Here is a 23,314-nt window from a genome sequence, read left to right as displayed (position 1 = left end):
TTACTTATATAGACTATTTGGATCTTGTATTGGGTCTTTAATGATGGAAAGACCATCTTTCGTAATTTCGTTGTAAAAACAATCACGTCTGCCAGTGTGGCAGGCAGCCCCTGTTTGATCTACTTTAACCAATAAGGTATCACCGTCACAGTCGACATTGAGTGAGACCAATATTTGTTGGTTACCAGAGCTTTCACCTTTGCGCCAATACTGATTTCGTGAGCGAGACCAATAGCAAACATGTCCTGTCTCTAGGGTTTCGCGAATGGCTGCTTCATTCATCCAAGCCATCATGAGTACCTCGCCCGTATCATGCTGCTGCGCGATGGCAGGGATTAAACCGTCTTGGTTGTATTTTAAGGATACTAGGGCCTTATCCAAGTCTGCTTTTAGACCTTGATCTTCGCCTTCAATGGATTTTAAAAAGTTACTCATGTGTGTCACTTAATTATTGTTCATATGCGGCGATGGCACCTTTGCCTACGCCTTCAAATGCTTTCACTGTCACTGTGTGGCCAGATTCTAATAAGGTTTTCGCAATATGACGTGCGATTTGTTCTACCGTAGTATCCGAGTCCATGTTGTAGCAAACGCTAGTGGGTAAGGTTAAATCAAATTTACCCTGTGGTGCTTCGTAACGGTAATGATAATGCTCAATGTCGTGAATGCTTGTTGTATTGTGTAGGTCTTCTAATGTGCCGACATAAATATCCTGCCATTTTTGTGCCCACTCTTTTTCGAGTTCTGGCTGACGCGCGCCATCAACGAAAATCTCAATCTTTGAGCGGTGACCATGAGCAATACGTTGGCAGTTGCCATCGTGTTTTTTAAGGCCGTGGCTGTAATGATAATAAGCGCCACCAATCATTTCGTTTTGCAAACTTATAGTCAGGTTGGCAATGTCACCAGGAATGGTGCTGCTTAGTTCTTTGCTTAGCCATTCTGCCACGTTCTGATTATTGATCTCATCGCAGTCTATAAAACAAAAGGCTTGCTGCGGTGCAGTGCAAACAAATTCTCCACCGGTAGGGTGAGGGCAACGCACGGTAATTTGAGTGTCGTGTTCTTCGATGTGAAGTCCTGGCATTTGTGATGGAATAACCAAGCGATGGTCAATGTTTTCATCTAACCATTGCTTAGCATTGCGCTTTACGATGCCAAAGTCGCAGATCATGCTTTGCTGGTCTAGCTTGCCATCTAGCATGATGCCAGTTAGCCAAGATTCGCCTACTAATCCGCGATTCGCGTCTAAATAGGAAACGTCTACGTTGGTGAGGTTGTCGACAAATAATTTCACCGGGTGCACCTGCGATTTAAAAACTGCAATGAGTATAAAGGATAATCAAAAAAGCGGCTAACAAAAGCCGATGCTTTCACATCGGCTTACTGTTAACCGCTTCGGTCATAAGGGTATTATCGAGACAGTAGTGGCTCGTAACCGCCTTGAATGCCTTTTGTTGCGATGGCAACGGCATCGTGAGCGTGAAGGCTTTCAAGGTGCTCAATTCGCAGCCAAAAGTCTTTGTATAAACCTTCTTGCTGGTTAAGCGCATTTTTAGCACGGCGAGCTGCGTCTTCGCAGAACATTAGGTTGTGACCGTTTAGGCGTGCGAATTCTTGTTCATCTTCGCGTTTTACCGCCGTTTGTACTGGCGTCTGTAGAGCTTGCTCAATGTGTTCGATCAGTTCTGTGATTGGGAAGTCTTGAGTTTGTTGGTCCAACTTCACCCATACTTTAGCGATACTGCGTTGGCTGTGTGGTGTGGCGAATGTGCCTTTATCGCTACGAATCCAAGCTTGTACTTCCTCGCTTGAAAGATCAGTGCGATCGCCGAAATCTTTGGCAAACTGCTCTTGGATCAATTGACGCGCTAACGCTGCAGAGCAAGGGCAGGTAGAAGAGTAAGGAACGTGTACCGCTAGCTCTATAGCAACATTGCCGCCTTCTTCTAGAGTCGCTTTGATTTCGGTAGGGTAGTCTTTCCAGCCAGAGAACTGACTTTTAAGAGCTTTACGTTGAATGACATAATCGAACGAAAAGTGAAGCGTCGCTCGATCGCTAATATCTTCATGGCTGTCTAGCATGTGCGTTAGAAATTCACGTAAGTTGCCAGCGCTCAATACCTGTTCGTCTGAGAACTTTGCTAGTAGAAGATAAAGGCGAGACATATGAATGCCTTTTACGTTCTCATTGCATATGTTTACGTAGGTCTGCACAAACGCATCAACCTTGGAGTCACCAAGCTGGCTATCACGTAACATTACAGGCAAGGCAATACGGTTCATGCCGACCCAATTCAATGTGCCGTTGACTTGCGGAGCTTGGCTGGCCGCCACATCTGGCATTTCGTTCTGGCGTTTGTCACTCATAAAACGTTCTTACTTTAGTACCACTAATAAGGGGCGCTATGTTAGCTCATAGGGCCATGGGAAACAATAAAGCCTGAGTGTTTTACTCAGGTTATACTGGAACATATTGTTGTGCCGAATATTGGAATATCAAGCTTTATCGGTTTGAATCAATTCTATAGCGTATCCATCTGGGTCTTTCACGAAAGCGATTTCAGTTGTTCCGCCTTTCACCGGGCCTGGTTCACGGCTGATGATACCGCCTCGCTCGCGAATTAGGTCGCAGGTTTTGTAGATATCCTCGCAGCCGATAGCGATGTGGCCATAACCTTCGCCCAAATCGTATTCGCTGGTGTCCCAGTTATAGGTCAGTTCTAATACTGCGGTTTTGTCTTCAGTATCGTAACCGACAAAAGCGAGCGTGTATTTGTATTGCTCGTTGTCGTGCTTACGCAATAGCTTCATTCCCAATACGTCCGTATAGAACTCAATGGATTTGTCTAGATTACCGACGCGAAGCATAGTGTGGAGGATGCGCATAGATTTCGTACCCTAATTATCCGAATGTGGCTGGCATTTTAGCAGAGGTCAGGGTGGTAAGGCTTGTGGGAATTATTAATGGGTTTGATTGAATAAACTAATCTAATCTAAAATCTTTTCTTTAAATTCACACAAATCTTCAATAGTGCAAGAACCACATTTGGGTTTGCGTGCGGTGCAAACATAGCGGCCATGTAATATAAGCCAATGGTGGGCGTCCATGAGGAATTCTTTTGGTACTAGGCGAATCAAACGCTTTTCCACTTCTAGTACATCTTTGCCTGGTGCAATTTTGGTTCGATTGCTGACACGGAAGATGTGTGTGTCCACTGCCATTGCAATTTGATTAAAGGCGGTATTTAGCACCACGTTAGCCGTTTTTCGTCCGACGCCGGGCAGTGCCACTAATTCGTCTCGTGTTTCTGGAACTTGAGAGTTGTGCTTTTCCATTAGGATTTTGCACATGGCTACCACGTTTTTGGCTTTGCTGTTAAATAGGCCAATGGTTTTGATGTATTCCTTTAAACCTTCTTCACCTAACGCGTAAATACTTTCTGGAGTATTGGCGACAGGGAATAATTTTCGCGTGGCTTTGTTGACGCTAACGTCGGTGGCTTGTGCTGATAGCGTGACGGCAACCAATAACTCGAAAGGGGAGCTGTATTCCAGCTCCGTTTCCGGCTGAGGGTTGTTGTCTCTTAAGCGTGTAAAGATTTCAGTGCGTTTATCTTTGTTCATAATCGGATTGGCTTAAGAGATTTTTCCGGTTACACGAACCCGCTTACTGCCTGCTTGTACTGGTTCTTTTGCACGTGCGGCGCGTTCTTCAATGTTTTTGTCGATCACGTTTTTGATGGCAATTAATAAGCCCATTCCAACAAACGCACCCGGAGGCAGAATGGCAAATAGGAAGTCTGGATAATCTTTGAAAACTTCGATCTTCCAGTCGCTGGCTGCCTCACCTAATAGTAAGTCCATGTCGGCAAACAGAGTGCCTTGGCCAATGACTTCGCGCATGGCACCTAGAATGATTAATACTACCGCAAAACCTAGTGCCATCATGAAACCATCAACCACCGATGGGATGATTGGATTCTTCGCGGCAAACGCATCGGCGCGGCCAAGAATCGCACAGTTGGTTACGATTAAAGGAATGAAAATCCCCAATACGGTATACAGCTCGTAGGTATAGGCTTGCATGAGCAGTTCGGTACAGGTTACGAATGATGCAATGATCATAACAAACGCCGGTAGACGAACCGCTGAAGGCACGTAGTTACGAACTAATGAAACACTTAGGTTGGAGCCCACTAAAACGAGCATGGTTGCTAAGCCCAAGCCGATAGCATTGACCACTGTGCCGGTTACTGCAAGCAATGGGCAAAGCCCTAATAGTTGAACTAGGGCTGGGTTGTTTACCCATAAACCTTCTTTACTGATTTGGCCGAGTGTTTTGCTGCTCATGCTTGGGCTCCATCAGTGCCATTGGATTGCTGATTGGGTGATTGTTGAATTTGTGATTGTTGCATGCGTTGTTCTTGATAAAGCGAAATCAGTTGCTCTTGGTACTTATCGAAGAACTCAAGGCTAAGTTTTACCGCCTCGACTACCGCGCGCGGAGTAATGGTGGCACCCGTAAATTGATCGAAGGCACCGCCATCTTTTTTCACAGCCCATTTTTCAATAACGGGCATTTCTAATGATTTGCCGTTGAAGCTTAATATCCATTTGGATTTTTTAAGTTCCACTTTATCACCGAGTCCAGGTGTTTCTTTGTGGTCGACCACTCGTACACCCGCAATCGTGCCATCCATATTAATACCGACTAAAAGCTGTATGGCTTGTGTGTACCCATTCGGTGCGACCACCGGCAATATCACGGTCTGAATTTTGCCATCTTGTTTCGCAAAGTGCGCTTTTGATTTTTCACTGATCGGACCAAGTAGATCAACGTGAAGGGACTTCTTGCTGCTCTCTGATTTCAACGCCAGTGTGTCATTAAGCAAATCATTGTCGACATTGCTTTCCGGTACGATTTCGTAGAGCGCCTTTGCTTCGGCCATCTCGATATTGTGCGCGACAACGTCTTTTGTATTGAGTTGTACTAAAGCAATGGTGCCCGCGGTGACCATGGCAAATAGGGCTAGCCCTATCGCATTTTTAGCAATGGATTGTCCTAGAGTTAAATCAGCTTGCTCAGTCATTATTGATCTCCTGGGTGCAAGCCGCGCTTGGCTTTTTTATGTCCATAGGTGCGAGGTTGAGTGTACTGGTCGATGAACGGAGCAGCGAAGTTCATCAGTAGAACCGCGAAGGCCACCGCGTCGGGATAGGCACCCCATGTGCGTATAACGAAAACCAATATGCCAATGCCAGCGCCAAAAATAATTTTACCCAAAGGTGTTGTGCTGGCACTAACAGGATCGGTAGCGATAAAGAACGCGCCTAGCATGGTGGCGCCAGCTAGCATGTGCAGTGTTGTTGGCACGTACAGATCATCATCCCAACCAAAAAAGACACTGCATAGGAATAAAGCAAGCAACATGCTGCCGGGTATATGCCAAGTGAAAATGCGACGCCACATCAAATAAAGGCCACCGATTAAAAAGGCAATGCTGACCCATTCCCAACCTAGAACCAGTTGATCGCCACTGGCACCGGAAAAGAGTGGTTGAGCTAAAATTTCAGCGCCAGTTTGACTGGCTACTTCGTGTTTATAAACATCCAGTGGTGTTGCCATCGCAACTGCATCAAAGGTTTCACGTTGTGCAAAGATCCATTGCAGTGCTTGCGAGAAGCTGATGCCTTCATCAATTAACGTTGTCGGGCCGCTCCAGCTTGTGGTCATGGCGACAGGGAAGCTCACGAGAACCAGTGCATAACCCACCATAGCTGGATTGAATGGATTTTGACCCAAGCCACCGTAAAGCTGTTTAGCAAAAACTATCGAGGACAGAGCGGCGACAATGGTTACCCAGTATGGCAAATAGGGTGGCAGCGCCAAGGCTAATAGAAACGCAGTAACGACAGCGGTATAGTCCTTTAAGAAAAAGATCACAGGTTTATTGCGAAGCTTTAGGATGGCCGCTTCGGCTGCGACAGCAGTAGTGGTAGCAATCGCGATCTGTATCAAATGGCCTGGACCGAAAAACCAAGTAAGGGCGATGATACCCGGAACCAAAGCCAATAATACTTGCAGCATGACACTGCCCGTAGAGCCTTTTCGAGTGGTATGAGGTGAGCTTATATTGATCATGCAGGAGTTTCCTCAAGCGCTTTGCGAGCTTCTTCTAATTTGGCTTGCTGTTTTTCTAAGCCAGTGCGCAAAGCATCTACGGTATCGAGATTTTGTTCTATTGCCATGTTGAGGCGCTCTTGTGCTTTATCGACGCGGGTTTGTGCGGCCAATACTTTTTTCTCGAGTGCGTCTCTGTCGGCGGCGGGTGCCGTGTCTTTTATTTGCGTGGAAGCAGGTTGTTTTTCTAGGCCTGACTCGTAGTTGGCTTCTGCTTCGAGTACTCGTTCTTTTTGCTTGTCTAAAGCAATTTTAAGCGCGTCGACTTTATCCGCTTGTTCTGTATCGGCTTGCGCTTCTGCTAAGCGTTTTTCTGCCGTAGCAAGACGAACCTTTGCTGTTTCCAGTTTTTGTTTAAGGCGCTCTGGAGAGTTAGGATCGCCTTTGTCTGCGCCAGTACTGGATGCTGCACCTTGAGATTTTTGTGCCTTTTTCAGTTCGGCAATTTGCTTGGCTAAATCTTTCATTTTGTCTTGAGATTTAGTCAGCGCTTTTTCAAAGGCTTCTACTTTGTCCGAACCTTCGGCCTTCGCCGCTTCCAATTTTTCTTTAGATTTAGCGATGGCGGCTTTACTGGCTTCTAATTTCTTTTGCAGCTTTTCAAGTTCTGCGGCCGTATCATTTGTAGTTGCTGCAGGGCTGTCACCTTTAGGCGCAGCAGCTGCTTTTTCAGCTTGTTTTTTTGCCGCCGCTTCAGCGCGAGCTTTACGTTTCGCTTCTTTTTCTGCCTTTTCACGCTCTTGACGAGCAAGGCGAGCTTCGAAGCGTTCTTTAGCGCGATCGCTCTTGATCTTGTCTGCTTGCGCTTGTTTGATCTCGCCTTTGGTATGACGATAGTACTGCACCAATGGGATGTTGCTTGGGCAAACATAGGCACAAGCACCGCACTCGATACAGTCAGCAATATTATGTTGCTCGGCTTGTTCTAGGTTGCTGCTTTTTGAAAACCAATAAAGTTGCTGTGGTAGTAGCTGAGCAGGGCAAGCCTCGGTACACATACCGCAGCGAATACACGGTTGCTCCATGGCAGGATCGGGCAATTCGTTTGCTGTCGATGCAATAATGCAGTTGGTGCTTTTGACGACGGGGACTTCATCGGTTTGTAGGGTGAAGCCCATCATGGGGCCGCCCATAATTAAACGATGTACTTTGTCGAAATCGGTTTCGCCTTGTTCAAGCAAGTGATGAACCGGTGTGCCTAATAGTGTTTCAAAGTTGGCTTTGTTGTTCGCGGCTTCACCTGTGACTGTGGTGATGCGTTTAATTAACGGTTTGCCTAGATAAATGGCTTCATAGATTGCGTAGGCTGTTCCCACGTTTTGACAGGCTACTCCGATATCCGCTGGTAGACCATTTGCAGGAACCTCTTTACCCGTCAAAATTTGAATCAACTGCTTCTCGCCGCCACTAGGGTACTTGGTTGGGATTGTGACTACATGAATCTTGTGAGTATCGTCAGTGGTGGCGTCCAGTGCTTTTTGCAAAGCTTCAATGGCTTCTGGTTTATTATCCTCAATACCAATTAGGCATTTCTCTGGTTGATACAGATGAAAGAGCAGCTCGATGCCTTTGACTAAACCATCAGCATAGCTGCGCATCAACATGTCATCCGCGGTGATATAAGGCTCACATTCGGCAGCGTTAAGAATCAATGTATCAATGCGTTCTTCTGGTACACAGGTTTTTACGTGGGTGGGGAAGCTCGCACCGCCCAAGCCAGTAATCCCTGATTGCTGAATGATGTCGATTAACGTATCGCGATCGGTTTCTAGCGGGTTGTCTAATCCTTTGTGTTCAATCCAGGTATCTTTGCCATCGGTTTCAATGATAATGCAAAGATCGCCCATTCCAGAGGGGTGAGCAATAACGCGTTCTTCGATGGCTTTAATGGTGCCTGAAGTGGGAGCGTGTAAGTTTGCCGAAACAAAACCATCGGCTTCTGCAATCACTTGACCTTTTAAAACGGAGTCGCCGACATTCACAATGGGTTTGGCTTTTTTACCGATGTGCTGGGCAATAGGCAGGATTAATTCTTTTGGAATATTCGCTTTACGAATTTCCTGTTGAGTGCTTTGTAGCTTGTTTTCGTCTGGATGAATGCCACCGTGAAAATCGTGCAGCTGAAAGTGGATCATGTTCATGCAGCTTGACCTCGATCTGTGGCAATGATGTTGTTACTGGAGTCCGCTGGTAATGGTGGGCGCCACGCCTGAATGCCTTGGTCAACTGGCAGCATGTCGATACAGTCTACTGGGCAAGGATCAAGGCACAGGTCACAGCCAGTACATTCGTCTTCTATAACGGTGTGCATTTGTTTGGCTGCGCCTAAAATGGCGTCCACCGGGCAAGCTTGAATGCATTTAGTACAACCAATGCATTCGTCTTCACGAATGACAGCCACCATTTTGCTTTCTTTTTCTTCACCGTGCTCTGCGTCTAGTGGTTCAGGTTCAACCCCAAGTAAATCAGCAATGGCTTGAATAGTGGATTCACCACCGGGAGGGCATTTATTGATGCTTTCGCCGCCTTCGGCAATGGCTTCTGCATATGGGCGGCAGCCAGGGTAGCTACATTGACCACATTGGGTCTGCGGCAGTAGCTGGTCGATCTGATCCACTACTGGATTGCCGTCCACTTTAAAGCGTACATTTGCGAAACCAAGAATGGCCCCGAAGATCAGTGACAGCATAACCAGTGCTGCGATGGCTACAAATACTAAAGTCATATTAAATCGATACCAAACCTGTGAAGCCCAAGAACGCTAGAGACATAATGCCAGCGGTGATCATGGCAATGGCACTGCCTTGGAATACTTGAGGTACATCGGCAACTGCAATACGTTCACGCATTGCGCTGAATAACACTAATACAAGAGAGAAACCCACGGCGGCACCGAAGCCATAAAGAATGGATTCCATAAAATCGTTTTGACGTTTGATATTTAATAACGCCACGCCCAGAACCGCGCAGTTAGTTGTAATGAGCGGCAAGAAGATACCCAGTACGCGATAAAGCAGTGGACTGGTTTTGCGGATGGCCATTTCAGTGAAGCCAACCACTACCGCGATCACCATGATGAACGAGATGGTTCGTAAGTATTCTATTTCCAGCGGCACTAATAGATATTCGTAAACCAAGTAAGCGCTTAACGAAGCCAGTGTTAATACGAATGTAGTGGCGGCCGACATGCCGATGGCAGTTTCTAATTTGTTGGAAACCCCCATGAATGGACACAAGCCCAAGAACTGAACCAGCACGAAGTTGTTCACGAGGATGGTAGAAACCAAGATTAAAATGTAATCAACCATGTGTAACTCACTTTGTCTGTTGGGCTTGTTGTAGCGTTTGGTGTCGCATCGGATAGCGCTTGATGCAATAGCTACCCCGTAAAATGGCGCCGTATTATCCGATATGGCCTTATATCATACAAGTCAGACGGGCGAGCCAGGTCAATGATTTATGGAATATTGTTTATCGATGAAATAGATAAGCAGGTTAAATAATATTGATTTTGTGGGATTTAAAGGTGGTGGAGTTCACGGCTGAGAGCCTCGATTGGGTAGGGGAGCCTTATCCATTTATGACTCTCTGCCAGTTATGGATGGTGTTTAACTCTACTCTTCGGCTGGGAGATCCATTAGGTAAACCCCTTGTTTGCCGCAGCCTTCAATTCCATACGACACTATTTTGTTGCCCAAATTCCCTCTTAGTTGACGAACTTTGAGCTTGTTTGCTGGGCAATCAAAAGAATCAGCGGCTCGCTCCTTTAATTTTTGTATTTCTTCTTCACTGTGTAGCAGACCAGAGCATCCTGATAAAAACAATAGCGATGCTGCGAATAAAATGTTTTTCACCTTCTTCTTTCCCTTTTAGATTGTGAAATGTTTACTGAATTGTATGTTGGCCGGATGGCAGCGCCCCCTAATACTTCGGTCTAGGGGGCAGTGTATTTACATCACACGTTGGCCCGGTTGCGCGCCATCATGTGGTTCAAGCAGGTAGATTTCCTTGCCACCTGGGCCCGCTGCTAACACCATGCCTTCGGATACACCGAATTTCATTTTACGTGGTTTTAGGTTGGCGACCATGACCGTGAGCTTGCCAGTTAAATCCTCTGGCTTGTACGCGGACTTGATGCCGGAAAAGACGTTTCGTGTTTTGCCTTCACCGATATCCAGTGTCAGTTGCAGTAATTTTCCTGCGCCTTCTACGTAATCGGCTTTTACGATTTTCGCAATTCGAAGATCGGTTTGCGCAAAGACATCGAAGTCGATCTCGTCTGCCAGCGGTTCAGATAATGTGTTTGCACTGCTGTTGTTATCGTCGCTATTTGCTGATTCCTTTTCGGCATCGGCTTTTTCTTGCGCGATAATATTATCCAGCTTGTCTTTCTCAATACGCGCCATTAATGGCTTGAACTTATTGATCTTATGGTTTTGCAGAATCTGCAAGCGAGAATCCCAATTAAGATCGTCGATATTCAAGAACGCACATACTTTTTCCGCCATATCCGGCACAACAGGCGAAAGGTAAGTCATGATTTGACGGAACAAGTTGATACCCAAAGAGCAGATTTCTAGGACTTCTTGTTCTTTGCCTTCTTGTTTGGCCAATGCCCAAGGCTCTTTTTCGTGAATGTATTCGTTTGCAGTATCTGCCAATGAAACGATTTCACGAATCGCTTTACCAAACTCACGATCTTCGTAATGCTGAGCAATGACATTGCCTTTATCGATAAAGTGATCAAGTAATTGTGTATCACCAAGTTCGCACAGTTCTCCGCCTGCTTTTTTCACAAAGCCTGCGCAGCGGGAAGCGATGTTGATCACTTTACCAATCAAGTCTGAGTTTACCCGTTGAGCAAAGTCGTCAAGGTTTAGGTCGAAGTCATCAACACGGTTATTTAATTTTGCTGCATAGTAATAGCGCAAGTACTCAGGCTGCAGATTATCCAAGTAGGTGCGAGCTTTAATAAACGTGCCCCGTGATTTCGACATCTTGGCACCATTCACTGTAACGTAACCGTGCGCCCAAACTGCATTGGGTGTGCGGAAACCGGCACTATGTAGCATGGATGGCCAGAACAGGGCGTGGAAGTTAATGATGTCTTTGCCGATAAAGTGGTAAACCTCGGTGGCTTCATTACCTTGGTCAGCGCCTGCTTTCCAGAAGTCATCAAACTCTAAACCGTCAGTGCGATCGCAAAGCTGTTTGAAGCTCGCCATGTAGCCGATTGGAGCATCGAGCCATACGTAGAAGTATTTGCCTGGCGCATCTGGAATTTCAAAACCAAAGTAGGGTGCATCTCGACTGATGTCCCATTCTTGTAATCCGCTATCTAGCCACTCAGCCAGCTTGTTGGCTACTTCATCTTGAAGTGTGCCTGAGCGCGTCCAGGTTTTTAGAAATTCTTGGAATTCTGGCAGTTTGAAAAAGTAATGCTCGGATTCTTTTTCAACTGGAGTCGCTCCAGACATAACGGACTTAGGGTTTTTAAGCTCCGCTGCATTATAAGTTGCACCACAGCTTTCACAGTTATCACCGTACTGATCAGCAGTACCACATTTTGGACATTCGCCTTTTACATAGCGGTCCGCAAGAAACATTTCTTTTTCAGGGTCAAATAACTGCTTGATGCCCCGTGTAGCGATATGGCCATTGGCTTTTAGTTGGTTGTAAATATAAGACGAAATCTCACGATTCTCTTCACTATGAGTTGAGCCATAGTTGTCGAATTTGATCATGAAATCGCTAAAGTCTTTTTCGTGCGCTTCTTGCACTGCGGCAATTTGCTCTTCTGGCGTTACGCCCATTTTTTGCGCGCGTAACATGATGGCGGTGCCGTGAGCATCGTCCGCACAAACATAGTGGCATTCGTTGCCACGAGCTTGCTGGAAGCGAACCCAAATATCGGTCTGAATGTATTCAAGCATATGGCCAAGATGAATCGGGCCATTAGCGTAAGGTAGTGCACTGGTAACAAGTATGCGACGCATTGATGTTTCTCAGAATACGGTTAAACAGAAAATTGAAGCCGCTAAATATATCAGGAATTCAGTTGTACAGATAGGCTTTAGCCGTGAAGGCAAGCCTTGGATAAGCCTGTTGCGCTTGTCTTGTTGGTTATTCGCTGTAAAATCCGACCTTATTGGTTGGGTATTAAGAGTGGTTGATTTATGAGCGACTTGCAAGGGCAATTAGAGCAAGCTGTAAAAGGGTATCATGACCCCTATCTGGGTTCGGATTTATTTGAAGCGGGTGCGGTTAAGAATCTATCCGCCGAAGATGGCATAGCCAAACTCGATATATTTCTCGAATACCCAAGCGAATACCTAAAGGCAGGTATTGAGCAAATGCTGCAAATAGCCCTAGAAAATATTGAGGGGATTGATTCCGCAGAAGTGACTATCGATTGGGCGGTGAGTAGCCATAAAGCCCATGAGAATCTACCGAATATTGCCAATGTGAAAAACATTATCGCGGTGGCGTCTGGCAAGGGTGGCGTTGGTAAAAGTACAACGTCTGTGAATTTGGCATTGGCCTTAGCAGAAGATGGAGCCAAGGTTGGTATCCTTGATGCGGATATTTATGGTCCTAGTGTGGGTATGATGCTGGGTATGCCAGAAGGCACTCGCCCTGAAACCGTGGATGATAAATACTTTAAGCCGGTTATAGCCAAAGGCATCCAGTCTATGTCCATGGCTTACTTAGTGACGGATAAGACGCCAATGGTGTGGCGTGGTCCTATGGTAAGTGGTGCGCTTCAACAACTGATTACACAAACCATGTGGGATGATTTGGATTATTTGATTATCGACATGCCACCAGGTACAGGAGATATTCAATTAACACTGAGCCAGAAAGTACCAGTAAGTGCTTCTGTTGTTGTTACAACGCCGCAAGACATTGCATTGCTAGATGCGAAAAAAGGTATCGAAATGTTCCGTAAGGTGAATATTCCGGTATTGGGTATTATTGAAAATATGTCCATTCATATCTGTTCAAATTGTGGTCATGCAGAGCACATTTTTGGTGAGGCTGGTGCGGAGCAGATTGCGGCGGAATATAATACGGAATTACTGGGTTCCTTGCCGCTGTCTAAGTACATTCGTGAGCAGTCAGATATTGGTGAGCCGCCAGTTGCTCATGATCCTGCCAGTGAAGTGGGGATGATGTATCGTCATTGCGCACGCACGATGGCTGCCAAACTTAGTCAATTATCCAGTCAGGCGGTTCCAGACATTCAAATCACTGACGATTAATATTTACGAGATTTGTTTAAAAGAGAGTCCAGCGTTTTACGAGTTGTCGAAACTCGGCGCTGGCTTTTTTGGGATAGGCTCTTTCTCCGTAAAACTCTTTCCAGTTTTTGCATCGACTTAAAATGTCTTTCACTGCTTCATAGCTGCCAGTGCTTTGAATAAATATGCTCAATAGCTCGTTTTCGTTTCTGCTTAATGTCTTAAAGCTCTCATGAATATTTTGTTGTTCTGCATAGAATTGAACGCATTCATTTTGCAATTTCTTACCTTGCTCGCTAAGTCCTTTTATTACCAAACCTGAGCGGGTGCCGCTGCTCTGATCAAATTTATTACCAAGGCGGATGAGCTGAAAATCATTTTTGTGCCAAAAGGCCCTTACATCTTCGGTATCTGCATAACTAGAAGCTAAGTAATCCAAGCTTTCTTTGTTTAACTCTTGTTCGATGTTGCTTAGGAGTATTGAGCCCAATTTCTGGTTTCTAAGTTGGGGTAGGGTTGCAATGCGTACTATGCGAGCGCCTCTTAAGTAGAGAGCGTTCTTTTGATTCATATGCAGCGTTAAAACTTGTGGCGCGAGGTGGCCCTTAGGTCTGCGTTCGCCAGTTTGTATCGCTTCGATGACAGATGTGTCTTTTTCTTTAAAACCACCTTCACGCGCGATCAAGCAAACAGCCACTACGGCATCCTCATGAAACAGTGCAAACGTTGAAAATTGAGAGGCATCCAGAATATCCCGCAGATCGCTAGGGCGTGTTTGGTAGTGAGCCTGAGTGAGTAAAGCGAATACGTCGTCCAACAAGTGCGAGTGGGTTGCTAAATCTTCCTGAGACAAATACTTAAAGCTGAGTTCATCTAAATCAGGGTTTGTTAAATTAATTCCTTTGGGTTCGCTTTGTAAGGCGAAAGCAGAAAAAATAACGTTTTCCAGTGGGTCATTTTCAGCGTAGCGAATGGGTTGTGTGAGTGATAGATGTTGAATGTTGTTGCTGGTGGTTTGCTTCAATAAAAATTCTTGGAAGCGTATCTGGAAGCCTTTGCCAGTGCCTTCATAGCCGTGAGTCGTGGTCGCAAAAATGATGGTTTTAAAATACTTCGCCCAAGCCATCAATAGCGGTAAAGGTAAGCTGGCGGCTTCATCAACGACTAATATGTCATCAGCATGGGTTTGGACTAGGACGTTTTCTGGTGCCAAAAACGGAAAGTCCTCCAGTTCTTGTTGGCTTGCCTTGAGCATTGCTTGTATCGAAACCTTGTTGGGTGCTGTTACCCAATACTTTATACCGTTATCTATTTTCGATTCTGAATCTAAATACTCGGTAATCAAGCCTAGCAGGTGTGACTTTCCACGACCGCGATCAGCCTGAAGGATGGCAAATTCAGGCGGGCAGTCTTTCAATGCTCTCTCTGGATGACCCGCTATTATGCTGCGTAATTGAACGTAAGCGGCAGCCTGTCCCAGCGTTACAGGGTGTTGCTGATTCTCGAACATGATGTTTTGATCGAACTGGGCGGACCAGTGATTTTTGGATTCTGGTAATTGTTTGAACACACCCTCTGAAATTGAAGCTTTTGGGATTTGGTCCTGCCCGATGATGAGAGGGTGTTGTTGATCAAGTTCTGATTGCGCTATGTCTAAGAAGCGCTTGATGGTTCTCTCGCTTTTGGGTGTTGCGCTAAGACCAAAGGACGTGCGCTTCGCTGCGAATGCATCCTTCTGCTGTGGCCATGTTTCAAGATTAGGGCATAGCAGAAACATAATACCGCCAGATTCTATGGTCCCAGAAATGGCGGATATTGCATCAGGGAAGAAGCCGTCATGGCAATCCACAATAACATTGCTGCAAGTGTAGCCTAGCATTGTATTGGGTTTTTCAATTCGTGCGTATTTAGCTTTCTGAATAGGCGCAGGAAGCTTTGCTGGCTTTTCGCTGGTTATGAATGCGAAGCTGTCAAAGTCGTCGTAGATGCTGCTAAGCAGGGCGTATGCCCATGATTTATCACCGGCTAAAATAAGCAATGAACGATGTCCTGAGGCGGTTAACTCACGATGTAGCTCATGCACTCTATAGGCAGGCTGAGAATGGATTTCAGAAGTCTCAATATCGCTCATTACAACGTATAAAACCCTAGGATATCTGGTAGAATCTCGCGCAATTGTAACCAAGTTTGTGAGCTTTGCATGCGTTTAAGTGATGGCGATATAGAAAAGGCCCTAGAAGACGGTCGTATCAAGTTGAATCCGCAGCCAGGTGAAGGTGCTATTTCAGGCATTAGTGTGGATCTACGTTTATCTAATAGTTTCCGAGTATTCAGTAATAATACAGCGTCTTATCTCGATTTGTCTGGCGACCGAGAGCAGTTAAATAAGAATATTGATCGTGTGATGAGTAAGGAAATCGTGTTGGAAGAAGACGAACCCTTGTTTATTCACCCTGGTGAGCTGGTTCTCGGTTCGACCTTAGAGTCTGTTGAAATTCCCGATGACTTAGTAGGTTGGTTAGATGGTCGTTCTAGTTTGGCGCGTTTGGGTCTTATGGTTCACGTTACAGCAGGGCGGATTGATCCCGGTTGGAAAGGACAGGTGGTCTTAGAGTTTTATAATCTGGGTAAAATGCCGTTAGCGTTACGTCCTAATATGACGATTTGTGCATTGAGTTTTGAAACCTTGACGAGTTCTGCCAAGCGTCCTTATCACGCTCGAGAGAACGCAAAGTATAAAAACCAGCAGGGTGCTATCAGCTCACGCATGGGTCAGGACTGATTTTCATAATGTTGAATTCTGGTTTATTAGCGGCGTTTGTGCCGACGTTTATGGTTGTGTCGTTTACCCCAGGTATGTGTATGACTCTTGCGATGTCTATGGGTATGACCATTGGCGTTCGTAAAGCCCTCTGGATGATGTTGGGTGAATTGACGGGTGTTGGCTTGGTAGCGACATCCTCAGTAATTGGTGTCGCTGCGATTATGTTGCAGGCACCTGAATTTTTTACTTGGTTTAAATGGATTGGCGGCGCTTATTTGGGTTGGTTGGGTATACAGATGTGGCAGAGTAAAGGTAGTTTGGCTATGCCAGAGAACCCAGATAACTATAACCGCAATACCAAACCTTGGGCGTTGATATCTCAAGGTTTCGTTACTGCGGTAGCAAACCCAAAAGGCTGGGCGTTTTTTGTGGTGTTTCTACCGCCATTTATTGATGTCGATAAGCCAATGGCGCCACAGCTCGTTGTTCTTACCTTGCTACTACTTTCCATTGAGTTTGTGTCTTTGCTGCTCTATGCCAATGGTGGCAAGGCCTTGGCTAAAATGCTGACAAAAACCAGTAATGTTAAAACGATTAATCGTGTCTCAGGGACATTGATGATTGGTGTTGGCTTGTGGCTCGCACTAGGTTGATTTGTTATTTGAATTCATTCGGCCGCTTTCGCGGCCTCCATTCGTTCGTTTTCAACACCCAGATTATTAATGACTATACTGTCAAGAACGCTCGAAATATGGCGGTAAGACAGCATGCGAAGGCGAACCTTCCTTAAACAGACAGGGAGTATGGCAGCCAGTGTCGCAACGACATTGGCCTTTCCCTCAATTGTGTCTGCCGTAAATCGGAAGCCTACTATTCGAGTGGTTGGTACGCATGTCACTTTACAAGAGGAAATTAAGAGGCAGGCAGAAAAGGATCTCGGTATAAACATCGAGTTCTATCCCGGCGGTAGTGCTGAAGTTTTACTAAAGGCATCGACCAACCCCGAAAGTTTCGATCTGTATGAGCAGTGGTCTAACAGTATTAAGGTTCTGTGGAGGGCTGGTGCGATTAAGCCAATACAGGTTGATCGAATCGGTAATTGGTCCGAGATCAATAGTATCTCGAAGACTGGGCGAATAAGCGAACGTGCTCAGCTCGGAGCGGGTGATGCTCCTAATAAATTACTTTATGTACAATCCGATGGTACGTTAAGTCAGAAGCCCAGCGATAGCGTGAGCTTTGTTCCTTATGTTCACAATGTTGATTCCTTTGGTTACAACGCGTCTTTTATAGAACCAGGGATTCCATATGAAACTGAAAGTTGGTCGTGGTTACTCGATAAAACAAACTCTGGAAAGGTAGCAATCGTAAACGCACCTACAATTGGTGTATTTGATCCAGCGTTGGCTGTAAAAGCAAAAGGCTTAATGACATTCAATGATATCGGAAACCTCAATCGTAGAGAGCTGGATCAGTTATTTGAAATTATTGTTGAATACAAGCGCCGCGGCCATTTTCGAGGTACTTGGTCTTCTGTTCCGAATTCCGTTTATTTAATGCAATCTGGACAAGTCAATATACAAAGTATGTTTTCTCCTGGTGTGGCGAGTCTGCGCGGAAACGGTATTCGCTGTTTGTATGCAGCACCGAAAGAAGGGTATCGCGCGTGGCAGGGAGTCATGTGTTTGTCTAGTGCTTGCGAGGGTGAGCGATTAGATGCGGTTTATCAATACATGAATTGGTGGCTATCTGGATGGCCGGGTGCATTCATTGCTAAGCAAGGATATTACATTTCAAATCCTGATCGCTCGCGGCCTTTCATGAGTGAAAATGAGTGGCGGTACTGGTATTTGGGGCAGGCTACCGAAACCAATTTAAAAGGCACAGATGCTCAGGTTTCGGTATTGGCTGGAGAAACTCGTCGCGGTGGTTCGTATCAAAAGCGTTTCGAGAATATCGTTGTTTGGAATAGTGTAATGGATCAATACGAATACAGCTTGCTAAAGTGGAAGGAGTTCCTTTTAGCATGATTGATTTCCTGATTCGTTCTGTCCCTCTTTTTGCGCGTATTAAGCTCGTTTATTACTTGGTTGGTATCGAAACTCTAGCTTTAGTTTGTTATATCTTTTTTTCCTTTCATTCCTTACAGGACAAGTTGCATCAATATACCGTCGCCAGTAATCGATCGCATCTTAGTCATCAACTTGCTATTAAAGCCGAGCAAACCCAACGAGTTGCTGATTCGTTCATCGAAAATGGAAATCAAGCTGCAGCTGATCATGTCGCATATGTATTGGAAGGCATGAGAAAGATTATCGGGGAGATGCTGCAACAGCCTAATTCAAAGGCCGATCAAGCGACGATTACATCGATCGAACGACACCTTTTGTTATACGTTGAGACCTTTGATGAGGTGCAAGTTCAGCGCTTTTTACAGTCCATGCTTGTCGAAGAAGATATGGCTAATCAGGCTTCTAAGGCCCAGTATCGTGTTCGAAAAGTTTTACTGAGTTCGTCTCCTGTTGGTTTGGCCCAGTCAGAGGAAATAGAGTTGTTGAAAATTTTGAATGAGCTGGTAATGGCAGAGAAGCAGGCGTATCGCTATTTTAATCAGTTGGAAGCAAAGCAATATGATGCAGCCTTGCTGCACCTCAAGATGGCAAAAACGATTTTAGATGAAGGAAATCATCAGTTGGAAGCCGCGTATATTGATAAGCTGGAGGAAGACATTGATCGATTTGAATCGGTGTTGACCGAGGCTGTTCAGCGCACTCGCGGATACCTCTATTTATTGAATGTTGTGATGGCAGCCGAAATCAGTGAGGTTTTGTATCATTCTCATTTGATGGTGGAACGTGAAACCGCAAATATGTTTGTGATTAGAAATCATATGAAGGAAGAATTGTCAGGCATTATTTTCAATACATTTGTCTTTGGTGCCTTATTTTATATCCTAGTAGTCTTGGTTTCTTGGGCGATGGGGCGTAGCGTTATTGATCCTATAAAAAAACTCACTCAATCGTTTCGTCAATTAGCGCGAGGAGCGCTTGATACGCCTATTCCAAAATTAGAATCGAATGATGAAATGGGTGACTTGGCTCAAGCGGCAGAGGTATTTAAGCATACTAATACGCATACGAAAGAATTACTTAAACGCTATCAGGCGTTAAGTGGCGAGTTGGAAGGAAAGGTGGCAAAGCGAACTGCTGAGCTAGAGCAAAAGAACGAGGAATTAAGGTTGTTATCTAGCACGGATAGGCTCACTGGTGTGTACAATCGCATGAAGTTAGAAGAGCAGATTCAACATGAGATAAGCCGAGCCCAACGATATAAGCTTGACTATTCAATCGTAATGCTTGACGTTGATTACTTTAAAAATGTGAATGACAGCTTTGGTCATCAAGTTGGTGATCGTGTACTAAAAATGTTTGCAGTTGAATTGCAAAATAATGTGCGTGAGAGTGATGTTGTGGGTCGCTGGGGTGGCGAGGAATTTATTATCTCATGTTCATGTACTAATGCTGACAATGCGTTTTCGCTGGCAGAAAAGCTTAGGGAGATCATAGAGCATCTTGATTTCGGGAGTGGGATTGCTTGTACTGCTAGTTTTGGTGTGAGTCAATATCAGCTCGAAGATAGTTTGGAGAGCTTAATCTCGCGAGCTGATAATGCTTTGTATGAATCTAAGCGCATGGGGCGCAACAAAGTAAGTGTTAAATGACCCTATAGTTTTAATGTAGATTGGTGGTGTGCGATTCCAATAATAATGAACGCTTGAGCTGCATAGTATGTGGACATAATTGAGGCACCAGCAAAAGCAAACGGCTCGATGAATTTACTGATCGCAATTAACGTATCGCTAATCATGAATATCAATGCCCCCGTTGCGACAAGCCAATAGTGTTTGTCATTCCTTAAGCCAGCCGATATGGCCATTAAACTAATTGCAATCATGTAGGCTGTAATCACCAGCTGAAGATCCCCGGTTTTGGGGATAATAAAAATGCTACATAGCACCGTGTAGAGCACGATTAAGCCTATCCATGGTAAGCGCCGAGTGTTCCAACTGAGTTGAGTTAGGAATAATCCTGTGTAAGTGATTTGGGCAAGCAGAAACGACCCAAGCCCTGCAATGAAAAGTCCATCTAAACTCAGTAACACATCGCCGATCCCTGAGAAAATCAGTCCCGCTGTTAATAAAATACGCGTTTTACCTATGGTATTGAAAATAGCAAATTGCAGTAGTAGGGCGATTGGTACAATCTTAATGAGCCAGTCCCAATCAAATGGCTGAATAGTTCGAATGGAAATATAGAGTAGACTGAAGCCGATAAAAGCGGCGAGCCATATGGGGTTTGCCTTAATTTCTGAATGGGTCTGCATATTGAGTCTTATTCTTCTTATGTTTGTTGTTTAAAATCTACGTCGTAAATGCTGGTGAGGCTATAACAAAAATGGACAAATAGTGATTTCAAATTAATTATTGAAATATGCACAAATATGCACTATAAGTACATATATCTATTTAATATGTATATTTGTGCACATATGAAGGATGTTCTCCCGCAGCAAATAGTTGATCAAACCCTTGAGTGGCTGGGTCGCGCTGCCAAACAAGCTCGTTTAGATCAAAATCATACCCAAACAGAGCAGGCCGAGAAGGCAGAAATCAGCCTGCGTGCCGCACAGAAGATCGAGGCCGGCGAGTCTGGCCAAACGGCTGTTCTGTTTCGCTACTTAGACTCCCTAGATCTACTGGATGCCTTGATGTCTGGTGTGCCAGATCCTGACGCTTTAACGCCGCTTGAAGAATATGAGCTAAAAAAGCATAAACCCAAGCGGCCTCAGCGTGTTTCTCGTAAGCGCTCGTCATTCAAGGGCTCAAACAAAAACGCCTCGAAGGAGCCTGTATGGGGAGATGAGCTGGTCGATAAAACGGGCGATGAGGCAGACGACTAATGGCGATTCAATTTGCAGAAGTGGTTTTATGGGGAACGACCATTGCGGTAGTGCGTTGGGATGAGCAAGCGCAGTTAGCCGACTTTCAATATACCGACGAGTTCATTGGCCTAAGTCAGCGCTTTGATATTCAAGTGGCGCCAGTAGTTATGCCAGTTCGTTCAGCACCTTATCGATTTCCTAATCTCGCCCGAGAAACCTTTAAAGGCTTACCTGGTATGTTGGCGGATGTATTGCCAGATAAATTCGGTAACGCTTTGATTGACCAATGGTTGATAGCACAAGGGCGAGAACCGAAAGACTTTAACCCGGTGGAGCGCCTTTGCTATACCGCTAATCGTGCTATGGGTGCGCTAGAGTTTAAGCCTACACAGCGCTATTTTGATGGCGACCCGATGCGAGATATCGAAGTCGAGAAAATGGTAAAGCTTGCCAGTCAGGTTTTACAAAAAAAGCATTTCGAAATCGAGCATGAAGATGATTTGAATAGCGAGGATCTAGAGCAAATTTTACAAATTGGTACTTCGGCAGGTGGTGCACGAGCTAAGGCCATTATTAATTGGAATCAAAACGACCATCGTATTTTGCCAGGACACCTAGAACCACCTGAGGGTTTTGATGGTTGGCTAATTAAATTTGACGGTGTGAGCGAGAATAAAGACAAAGAATTGGCCGACCCCATGGGTTTTGGTCGCATTGAATACGCCTATCATTTGCTAGCCGTTGAAGCTGGAATTGAAATGATGCCGTGTCGATTGTTAGAGGAGGGAAGTCGCGCGCATTTTATGACGCAGCGCTTTGATCGAATCCATAATGAAAAGCGTCACATGACCAGTTTGTGTGGCTTGGGTCATTTTGATTTTAACGACCCTTCCTCTACCAGTTATGAGCAGGCGTTTGTATTGGCGCGTAAACTAGAAGTCCCTCGTGCACATGTTGAGCAATTGTTTTTACGAATGGTATTTAACGTGGTGTTTCGAAACCAAGATGATCATACCAAAAACATTGCATTCTTGATGGATAGGCAAGGCCAATGGACAGTGAGTCCGGCATTTGATGTGGCCTATAGTTTTAATCCAAAAGGGTTGTGGACCTCTAAGCATCAAATGAGTATCAACGGTAAGCGCGATGACTTTACTCTAGATGATTTGAAAGCGGCCGGTGAATCAACTGGATTGTCCAAGCGCAAAATCTCTATGTTGATGGAACAGATCATGGCTAGCAAACCAATGTGGGGAGAGTTTTCCGAAAAAGCGGGAGTGGATGTGGAGCGCGCGAATGGGATTGCTAAGACCTTTCGCTTTTAAGTAATGATTCTAAGCTTTCTGGTTTAGCTTGTTGCTGTATGACGAACCATAATTGCGATAGATATTGCATTTGCTGTTTGGCCTCACTGAGTGCTTTGAAACTTATTGGGCCATATGCTTTTAGGAAGCAAGCTTCTTGTTCTTCGTTGAGCGGTAGATGATCTAAAAATACCGCTAAGTCCCACATCGGGTTGGCAACGGCTGCATATTCCCAGTCGATTAGACTGATGTTATGAATCTCGTGACTTGTATCACTCTCGATAATCCAGTTTTTAGCGTTGGCATCCATATGGCACAGCACAGCAGAAAACGGTTTCACTTGAAAAGTATTGTCTAGCTGTTCTTTTAATTTAATTAGCCTTTGCTCATCACTAGCGTGGTGCTCTAGTAGTTGATTCCAGTAATGGTCGGTGCGTTCTTTGAAGTTGATACGCGGCCAGCTGGATGAAAGTGGCATTGAGTGAATCTTTCGAAATATAACTGCCGCTTGCCTAATGAAGTTTTCTAAATCGAAAGTCTCGTTGGTCAAGGCATGGCTAAGTGTTAATCCTGATTGAAAAGGACGGATCCAATATTTATCAGAAGGGTGGCGATAAATAAAACTTGGACACAGTCCCTCTTGGCTCACAAGATCATGAATATGCCATTCCGCTTCTCGATTCAAATATAACGCCTTAGCATTTGCTGCGTTCATGCGAATCACATAGCGTTGCTGGTCACCGTGCAGTAGCCAGTTGTTGTTGGTAAGCCCATTATCTAAAAACTGGAAGTCGTCAAAGGACGGTGGACGACTAATTAGGTTAGGCCATCCACTCCAGTCTTTTGCGAGCACTTCTAATTCATCGATGGCAGGCATGTG

General features: G+C 45.1%; 24 protein-coding genes. 8 read left to right on the top strand and 16 right to left on the bottom strand.

Features of this window, described 5'->3' with window-relative positions; all coding sequences use genetic code 11:
* The 13 genes from hisI to metG form a co-directional block, all read right to left on the bottom strand.
* Positions 1–435: a phosphoribosyl-AMP cyclohydrolase gene (hisI, locus tag HF888_RS08765; RefSeq protein WP_007016937.1), complete on the bottom strand. Its 435-nt coding sequence runs from the start codon at positions 433–435 to the stop codon at positions 1–3.
* 13 nt (positions 436–448) lie between these two features.
* A complete protein-coding gene (locus tag HF888_RS08760; protein ID WP_007016936.1) occupies positions 449–1,297 on the bottom strand; it encodes a 6-carboxytetrahydropterin synthase in 849 nt (282 codons plus the stop codon).
* 116 nt (positions 1,298–1,413) lie between these two features.
* Entirely contained in the window at positions 1,414–2,370 is a 957-nt protein-coding gene (gene folE2 / locus HF888_RS08755) for a GTP cyclohydrolase FolE2 (RefSeq protein WP_007016935.1), read from the bottom strand.
* Between the two features lie 129 nt (positions 2,371–2,499).
* The gene (gene gloA / locus HF888_RS08750; protein ID WP_007016934.1) at positions 2,500–2,889 is read right to left on the bottom strand and encodes a lactoylglutathione lyase; all 390 of its coding nucleotides are present in this window, start codon (positions 2,887–2,889) and stop codon (positions 2,500–2,502) included.
* Between the two features lie 102 nt (positions 2,890–2,991).
* Positions 2,992–3,627 (bottom strand): endonuclease III, encoded by a 636-nt coding sequence (gene nth / locus HF888_RS08745; protein WP_007016933.1) that lies wholly within the window; start codon positions 3,625–3,627, stop codon positions 2,992–2,994.
* 12 nt (positions 3,628–3,639) lie between these two features.
* Positions 3,640–4,353: an electron transport complex subunit E gene (locus HF888_RS08740; protein WP_007016932.1), complete on the bottom strand. Its 714-nt coding sequence runs from the start codon at positions 4,351–4,353 to the stop codon at positions 3,640–3,642.
* A complete protein-coding gene (gene rsxG / locus HF888_RS08735; RefSeq protein ID WP_007016931.1) occupies positions 4,350–5,093 on the bottom strand; it encodes an electron transport complex subunit RsxG in 744 nt (247 codons plus the stop codon). The genes HF888_RS08740 and rsxG overlap by 4 nt, the downstream gene beginning before the upstream one ends.
* Positions 5,093–6,145 (bottom strand): electron transport complex subunit RsxD, encoded by a 1,053-nt coding sequence (gene rsxD / locus HF888_RS08730; protein WP_007016930.1) that lies wholly within the window; start codon positions 6,143–6,145, stop codon positions 5,093–5,095. Before rsxD ends, rsxG begins: the two co-directional genes overlap by 1 nt.
* Positions 6,142–8,325: an electron transport complex subunit RsxC gene (gene rsxC / locus HF888_RS08725; RefSeq protein ID WP_007016929.1), complete on the bottom strand. Its 2,184-nt coding sequence runs from the start codon at positions 8,323–8,325 to the stop codon at positions 6,142–6,144. The genes rsxD and rsxC overlap by 4 nt, the downstream gene beginning before the upstream one ends.
* On the bottom strand, positions 8,322–8,909 hold the full coding sequence (rsxB, locus tag HF888_RS08720) for an electron transport complex subunit RsxB (protein ID WP_007016928.1): 588 nt from the start codon (positions 8,907–8,909) through the stop codon (positions 8,322–8,324). Before rsxB ends, rsxC begins: the two co-directional genes overlap by 4 nt.
* 1 nt (position 8,910) lies before the next feature.
* Positions 8,911–9,492, bottom strand: a complete 582-nt coding sequence (gene rsxA / locus HF888_RS08715) for an electron transport complex subunit RsxA (protein WP_007016927.1) — start codon at positions 9,490–9,492, stop codon at positions 8,911–8,913.
* Positions 9,493–9,798: 306 nt separating this feature from the next.
* Entirely contained in the window at positions 9,799–10,038 is a 240-nt protein-coding gene (locus HF888_RS08710) for a hypothetical protein (RefSeq protein ID WP_007016926.1), read from the bottom strand.
* A gap of 96 nt (positions 10,039–10,134) precedes the next feature.
* On the bottom strand, positions 10,135–12,180 hold the full coding sequence (metG, locus tag HF888_RS08705) for a methionine--tRNA ligase (protein ID WP_007016925.1): 2,046 nt from the start codon (positions 12,178–12,180) through the stop codon (positions 10,135–10,137).
* On the opposite strand from metG, the gene HF888_RS08700 reads away from it, so the two are divergent.
* Entirely contained in the window at positions 12,170–12,364 is a 195-nt protein-coding gene (locus tag HF888_RS08700) for a hypothetical protein (protein ID WP_007016924.1), read from the top strand. The two genes, metG and HF888_RS08700, sit on opposite strands and share 11 nt — an antisense overlap.
* A complete protein-coding gene (apbC, locus tag HF888_RS08695) occupies positions 12,361–13,446 on the top strand; it encodes an iron-sulfur cluster carrier protein ApbC (protein ID WP_007016923.1) in 1,086 nt (361 codons plus the stop codon). The genes HF888_RS08700 and apbC overlap by 4 nt, the downstream gene beginning before the upstream one ends.
* A gap of 16 nt (positions 13,447–13,462) precedes the next feature.
* Here the strand turns inward: apbC and HF888_RS08690 are convergent, their stop codons facing one another.
* Entirely contained in the window at positions 13,463–15,556 is a 2,094-nt protein-coding gene (locus tag HF888_RS08690; RefSeq protein WP_007016922.1) for a tRNA(Met) cytidine acetyltransferase TmcA domain-containing protein, read from the bottom strand.
* A gap of 69 nt (positions 15,557–15,625) precedes the next feature.
* Between HF888_RS08690 and dcd the strand changes: the two genes are divergently transcribed.
* The 4 genes from dcd (at position 15,626) to HF888_RS08670 (ending at position 19,910) form a co-directional block, all read left to right on the top strand.
* Positions 15,626–16,207, top strand: coding sequence for a dCTP deaminase (dcd, locus tag HF888_RS08685; protein ID WP_007016921.1), 582 nt, complete (start codon positions 15,626–15,628; stop codon positions 16,205–16,207).
* 8 nt (positions 16,208–16,215) lie between these two features.
* Positions 16,216–16,842: a LysE family translocator gene (locus HF888_RS08680; protein WP_007016920.1), complete on the top strand. Its 627-nt coding sequence runs from the start codon at positions 16,216–16,218 to the stop codon at positions 16,840–16,842.
* Positions 16,843–16,956: 114 nt separating this feature from the next.
* Positions 16,957–18,219: an ABC transporter substrate-binding protein gene (locus HF888_RS08675; protein WP_050757995.1), complete on the top strand. Its 1,263-nt coding sequence runs from the start codon at positions 16,957–16,959 to the stop codon at positions 18,217–18,219.
* The gene (locus HF888_RS08670) at positions 18,216–19,910 is read left to right on the top strand and encodes a GGDEF domain-containing protein (RefSeq protein ID WP_007016918.1); all 1,695 of its coding nucleotides are present in this window, start codon (positions 18,216–18,218) and stop codon (positions 19,908–19,910) included. The genes HF888_RS08675 and HF888_RS08670 overlap by 4 nt, the downstream gene beginning before the upstream one ends.
* A gap of 2 nt (positions 19,911–19,912) precedes the next feature.
* Here the strand turns inward: HF888_RS08670 and HF888_RS08665 are convergent, their stop codons facing one another.
* Positions 19,913–20,572 (bottom strand): lysoplasmalogenase, encoded by a 660-nt coding sequence (locus tag HF888_RS08665; protein WP_007016917.1) that lies wholly within the window; start codon positions 20,570–20,572, stop codon positions 19,913–19,915.
* Between the two features lie 165 nt (positions 20,573–20,737).
* Here HF888_RS08665 and HF888_RS08660 point away from each other — a divergent pair, with 165 nt between their 5' ends.
* A complete protein-coding gene (locus HF888_RS08660) occupies positions 20,738–21,148 on the top strand; it encodes a transcriptional regulator (protein WP_040297534.1) in 411 nt (136 codons plus the stop codon).
* A complete protein-coding gene (locus HF888_RS08655; protein WP_007016915.1) occupies positions 21,148–22,455 on the top strand; it encodes a type II toxin-antitoxin system HipA family toxin in 1,308 nt (435 codons plus the stop codon). Before HF888_RS08660 ends, HF888_RS08655 begins: the two co-directional genes overlap by 1 nt.
* On the opposite strand, the gene HF888_RS08650 is transcribed toward HF888_RS08655, so the two are convergent.
* The gene (locus tag HF888_RS08650) at positions 22,436–23,311 is read right to left on the bottom strand and encodes a phosphotransferase (RefSeq protein ID WP_007016914.1); all 876 of its coding nucleotides are present in this window, start codon (positions 23,309–23,311) and stop codon (positions 22,436–22,438) included. The genes HF888_RS08655 and HF888_RS08650 overlap by 20 nt on opposite strands.
* Between the last annotated feature and the right edge of the window lie 3 nt (positions 23,312–23,314).

The sequence above is a fragment of the Bermanella marisrubri genome (assembly GCF_012295615.1).
GTDB lineage: Bacteria > Pseudomonadota > Gammaproteobacteria > Pseudomonadales > Oceanobacteraceae > Bermanella > Bermanella marisrubri.
This window is presented reverse-complemented; position numbering and strand designations above follow the sequence as displayed.